The sequence below is a fragment of the Geminocystis sp. GBBB08 genome (assembly GCF_016743215.1).
GTDB lineage: Bacteria > Cyanobacteriota > Cyanobacteriia > Cyanobacteriales > Cyanobacteriaceae > Geminocystis.
This window is the reverse complement of the sequence record NZ_VRZC01000220.1, coordinates 1-5,240: the sequence shown is the minus strand read 5'-3', so window position 1 is coordinate 5,240 and position 5,240 is coordinate 1. Positions and strand designations below refer to the sequence as shown.

Annotated in this window: 5 protein-coding genes and 1 tRNA gene; 3 read left to right on the top strand and 3 right to left on the bottom strand. The window is 34.4% G+C overall.

The window, feature by feature from the left end:
- Positions 1-292, bottom strand: a 292-nt coding sequence (locus FWJ34_RS18065; protein ID WP_396232074.1) for a hypothetical protein, incomplete at its 3' end; no start/stop codon positions are given.
- Between the two features lie 317 nt (positions 293-609).
- Between FWJ34_RS18065 and FWJ34_RS18060 the strand changes: the two genes are divergently transcribed.
- From FWJ34_RS18060 to FWJ34_RS18050, 3 genes are all read left to right on the top strand, one after another.
- The gene (locus FWJ34_RS18060; RefSeq protein WP_308256730.1) at positions 610-1,257 is read left to right on the top strand and encodes a DUF3782 domain-containing protein; all 648 of its coding nucleotides are present in this window, start codon (positions 610-612) and stop codon (positions 1,255-1,257) included.
- Positions 1,258-1,431: 174 nt separating this feature from the next.
- A complete protein-coding gene (gene aroC / locus FWJ34_RS18055) occupies positions 1,432-2,529 on the top strand; it encodes a chorismate synthase (protein WP_308256729.1) in 1,098 nt (365 codons plus the stop codon).
- Positions 2,530-2,627: 98 nt separating this feature from the next.
- A tRNA-Gln gene (locus tag FWJ34_RS18050) sits at positions 2,628-2,700 on the top strand.
- A gap of 215 nt (positions 2,701-2,915) precedes the next feature.
- Here FWJ34_RS18050 and pstB read toward each other — a convergent pair.
- Both pstB and FWJ34_RS18040 read right to left on the bottom strand, forming a co-directional pair.
- Complete coding sequence (gene pstB / locus FWJ34_RS18045; RefSeq protein ID WP_308256728.1) at positions 2,916-3,725, bottom strand: phosphate ABC transporter ATP-binding protein PstB; 810 nt, start codon at positions 3,723-3,725, stop codon at positions 2,916-2,918.
- 311 nt (positions 3,726-4,036) lie between these two features.
- Positions 4,037-5,224, bottom strand: a complete 1,188-nt coding sequence (locus FWJ34_RS18040) for an ATP-dependent 6-phosphofructokinase (protein WP_308256731.1) — start codon at positions 5,222-5,224, stop codon at positions 4,037-4,039.
- Between the last annotated feature and the right edge of the window lie 16 nt (positions 5,225-5,240).

Sequence of the window (5,240 nt, the reverse complement as noted above, 5' to 3'; positions counted from 1 at the left end):
TTTCGAGATTTTTTGAGGTTAATTTTTCTTGAGAAACTAAAGTTGATAGTTGTTGACTATAGTTAACAGAAGTTGTTTCGAGATTTTTTGAGGTTAATTTTTCTTGAGAAACTAAAGTTGATGGTTGAAGATTAGTTGAAGGAATTATATTGGAGAATTGACTATCTATAGGAATTATATTTTCTTCAGCTATTACCAAATGTGATTGATTAGAATCAATTTCCATTACTTCAGATACTGATAAATTATGAGTATTCGTGGCAATTAACGCACTACTAAGAATCGGAATCATCGGCTCAATAACTAGCTAAAGTAGATAAATTAAATTTATAGACTATAGTATAATCGACAATTGATAATTGATAATTAATTCTATAGCAGTCGCCATGATGCTTAGGGCATTAACAAAGGGTAACAAGGGGTTTAAACTCCTTGCTTAAAGGATTAAAATGTCCTAACTAACCGTCCGTTGCTATATTGTTCAATCGGTTAAGGAAAATTATATTTTAATCGCTATTTGATCACTTAATCATAGTGCGATCGCCAAGAAAAATGATTTAGTTTAAACTAGATATAATCAGATAAAAAGAGAATTAATGCCAAAAAGAGATGACAACTACTGCCGATGAGGTATGGCAACTATTAGCTGAATTAGCTACTGCCCAAAAAGAAACTGAACGTATAATTAAAGAACAATCTTTACAAGCAGAACAACGCCTTAAGGAAACCGATCGCCGTTTTCAGGAAACAGAGCGTATAATTAAAGAACAATCCTTACAGGCAGAACAACGCTTTAAAGAAACAGATCGCCAAATTCGACAAATTAGTCAAGAAATAGGCGCGCTTGGGGGTAAATGGGGGCGTTTTGTCGAAAACATGGTTGCCCCCGCTTGTGAAACACTCTTTTTAAATAGGGGTATTCCTGTTCATCAAGTGAGTCAACGAGTCAAAAAACGTTTTAATGGGCAAACCTTAGAAATTGATGTCTTGGTGACTAATGAGCATCATGTTTTAGTGGTAGAAGTTAAAAGTAGCCTCAGTGTCAGTGATGTCAAAGAATTGATTCATGATTTAAGCGAATTTCGGCAGTTTTTCCCTGAGTATAATCAAAAACAATTATACGGTGCAGTCGCCGGAATAGAAATAGAAGAAGGGGCAGATAAATATGCTTATCGTCAAGGTTTATTTGTCTTAGCCCAAAGTGGTGAAAGTGTCGCCATTCTAAATGATGCTAAGTTTCAACCGACAGTTTGGTAAAATTCAATCAAAACAGAAAACATTTAAGTAAAAATAGGTTTAATTAGCTCGTAGTAAGAGATTTTTCATTAATTTTTTAAATTATAATCAGTGTCTTGTTATTTATAAATAATGTGATTATTATCTGACTTCTAAAAGAGATAAAATAATTTAATTATTTATGAACTATATTGAATGAGTAGCAATTTCGGAACATTATTTAGAATATCCACCTTTGGAGAATCTCACGGAGGAGGAGTTGGTGTAGTCATCGATGGTTGCCCCCCCCTAATCGAAATTTCTGCCGAAGAAATCCAATGGGAATTAAATCGCCGTAAACCCGGCCAAAGTAAGATTACTACCCCCCGTAATGAGTCAGATTTATGTGAAATTATTTCAGGAGTATTTGAAGGCAAAACTTTAGGCACTCCTATCGCTATTTTAGTACGCAATCAAGATGCTCGATCTAAAGATTACGATGAAATGGCTGTAAAATATCGTCCATCTCACGCTGACGCTACCTATGATGCTAAGTATGGCATTCGTAACTGGCAAGGTGGAGGAAGATCTTCTGCTAGAGAAACTATCGGTAGAGTAGCAGCAGGTGCCATCGCCAAAAAAATTCTGCGTCAAATAGCAGGAGTAGAAATCATTGCCTATGTGAGTCGCATTAAAGACTTAGAAGCAATGGTAAATCAAGATACTGTTACCCTTGATCAAGTTGAAAGTAATATAGTTAGATGTCCCGATGCTCAATGTGCCGAAAAAATGATCGCACTAATAGATCATATTCGTAAAGAAAAAGACTCTTTAGGAGGTGTCGTAGAATGTGTCGTCAGAAATGTACCTTTAGGATTAGGTGAACCTGTTTTCGATAAACTAGAAGCAGATTTAGCTAAGGCGATTATGTCTTTACCCGCCACAAAAGGCTTTGAAATTGGTTCAGGTTTCCACGGTACAACCCTTACTGGTAGTCAACATAACGACGAATTTTATCTTGATGAAAAAGGAAACACTCGTACTAGAACTAATCGATCTGGAGGTATTCAAGGAGGTATTAGTAACGGTGAAAATATCATTTTACGGGCTGCTTTTAAGCCTACGGCCACTATCGGGAAAGAACAAAATACAGTTAGTACACAAGGACAAGAAACCACTTTAGCCGCAAAAGGAAGACACGATCCTTGCGTATTACCTAGGGCAGTACCAATGGTAGAAGCTATGGTTGCCCTTGTTTTATGTGATCATCTTCTCCGTCATCATGCACAATGCGATTTAATCCTTAATCCTTAAGTTAATAGTTGATAGTTAAGTTAATAGTTGATCAAAATTCATTTTTTCCTTGACAAATTTGTTAAGGTTTTGTTATATTAATAAATGTGCTAAATCATTGGGATGTCGCCAAGCGGTAAGGCAGCGGGTTTTGGTCTCGCCATTCCCTAGGTTCGAATCCTAGCATCCCAGTTTCTCTTTTTTTTCGCAAAGGCGAGCATGGCACAAAGTTATTTTTAAGATCTTCCTAACAAATTCTGACAAGTTCGCCAAAATACTTTATCTATAACCTTTTGACACTAGGGTTTTTGTGAAGTTTAATATCTATATATAAACTTACATATTCTTTTTATTAATTTTTTAGTTAATTTTTATCAATTATCCATTATCCATTGCTTATTACCCATTTAGCCAAAACGTCCGCTTACATATTCTTGAGTAGCTTGTTCAACAGGATTTTGAAATATGTTTTCTGTACGATCATATTCTACTAAATACCCTAGTTTTCCACTTCCCCCCTCCACACTTTTGGCATTGAAAAAGGCAGTATAATCAGATACCCTTGAGGCTTGTTGCATATTATGAGTCACTATAATAATGGTATAATTGCGTTTTAACTCATGGATAGATTCTTCCACTTTTAATGTCGAAATCGGATCTAGTGCCGAACAAGGTTCATCCATTAAAATAACATCAGGTTGAATGGCAATTGTTCTTGCAATACATAGGCGTTGCTGTTGTCCTCCTGATAAAGCTAAACCACTTTGACGCAATTTATCTTTGACTTCATCCCATAAAGCAGCTTTTTGTAACGATTGTTCAACCAAATCATTCATATTACCTTTATAACCGTTAATTCTTGCACCCCAAGCAATATTTTCATAGATAGACTTAGGAAAAGGATTCGGTTTTTGAAATACCATCCCAATATTAGTTCTTAATTTGACAGGGTCTATATTACTACTATAAATATTTTTTCCCCTAAAAGTAATTTTACCTTGAATTCTAGCACTAGCAACTAAGTCATTCATCCGATTAAAACAGCGTAAAATTGTACTTTTACCACAACCTGAAGGACCAATAAAAGCAACGGCATTATTTTTAGGAATTTCTAAATTAACTCCTGCTACTGCTTTATGAGAACCATAATAAACATCAACATTTTCCGTCCTTAAGACTACTTCTTCTGTGATTTCTTGTGAAGATAAATTATTCATGATTTTAGTTCATTACTCCAGATAAATAAACAATTAATTTTAGTTTTTTATGAAAAAAAAATTTTTTTAATAATTAATTTTCACTAATTAATATTATTAATATTACGAATACTAAATTAATTATAATTCTTCTTGTACAAATCTAAGTTAAGAGAAGATTAATAAATAATGAGTTATTAGTCATTACTTAGGGTTTGTATCATAGTATGAGTGGTGAGAGTAGAGATACCCTCACAAGGCAAAGAAGATCTTCTTACATGGGCAAATTGATCTTTTTAGTAATATAAAGGGTTTAAACCCCTTGCTCATTCTTAACTACTGATGTTATCAGGATAAAAATGTGACTCTCCAATGTAAATACCTAAAGATAACGCTGTTCTTACCATGAAACCTTCTGGATCTACAGGCGAAGGACAAGTTTGTTCTTGGTGACACCATTTAATCATCGGCATTATTTGTTCTAAAGATTTACTCTCAACACTGCCATTTTGCCAAATAACAAGACGGTTATAACGTTCTTCTTCAATGAGATGTACGGCTTTTATCCCAAATACTGTCGCTAAAATACGATCAAAAGAACTAGGAACGCCACACCTTTGTAAATGTCCTAAAATAGTAGCACGAGTATCTACTTGATCTAAGTCTTCATAATTGACATTGTCATTAAGACAAAGACGATGACTATATTCTGTAATTAGATTAGCTAAAGTTTCCGCTATATAAGGATCTTTTTTATTGTCTAATCCTTGCACTCCTTCCGCTATTACCACTAAGGCAAATTTTCTTCTATCTTTTCTTAGTTTTGCAATATATTTACAAATTCCTTCAATCGTCTTTTCTGTTAACTTCGGAGTCAATTCTGAAATTAAAATACAGTCAGCACCTCCAGCAATACCAGAATGTAAAGCTAAATGTCCCGCATCTCTTCCCATTACTTGAACTACCATAATACGTTCATGACTAGCGGCGGTAAAAGTAAGATCATATAACGCTTGAGTTACTGTATTTCTAGCGGTGTCAAATCCCACTGAACGCTCGGTAAATGCTACATCATTATCAATAGTTTTGGGGATAACTACTAAATTCCAGTTTCCTTTTTTTGCTAAATCATAAATAATATCTAAACTACCATCACCACCAATGGCAATTAGAGCATCTAATTCTAAAATTTTATACCCTTCAAGAATATCTTTGGTTACATTTTCATCTTTGGGATTTCCTCTACTAAGAGATCCTAATACACTACCACTCATAAATTGCAGTATATCTAGTCCCTGTAAAACTCCGGGTACATCATAACCATGAGGTTGTAATTTTAAATCATCCCCTTGTACCTTACCTCTTGCAACGTCAATAAAACCATCTGTACCACGAGGAATCCCAAAAATTTCCCATTCTTTAATGTTGGCATATTTGACTACTGCCCTAATAATGGCATTTAATCCTGGACAATCTCCACCACTGGTTAAAATACCAATTTTTTTTTGATTTTTCATAATTTTTGTAACTTAAGGA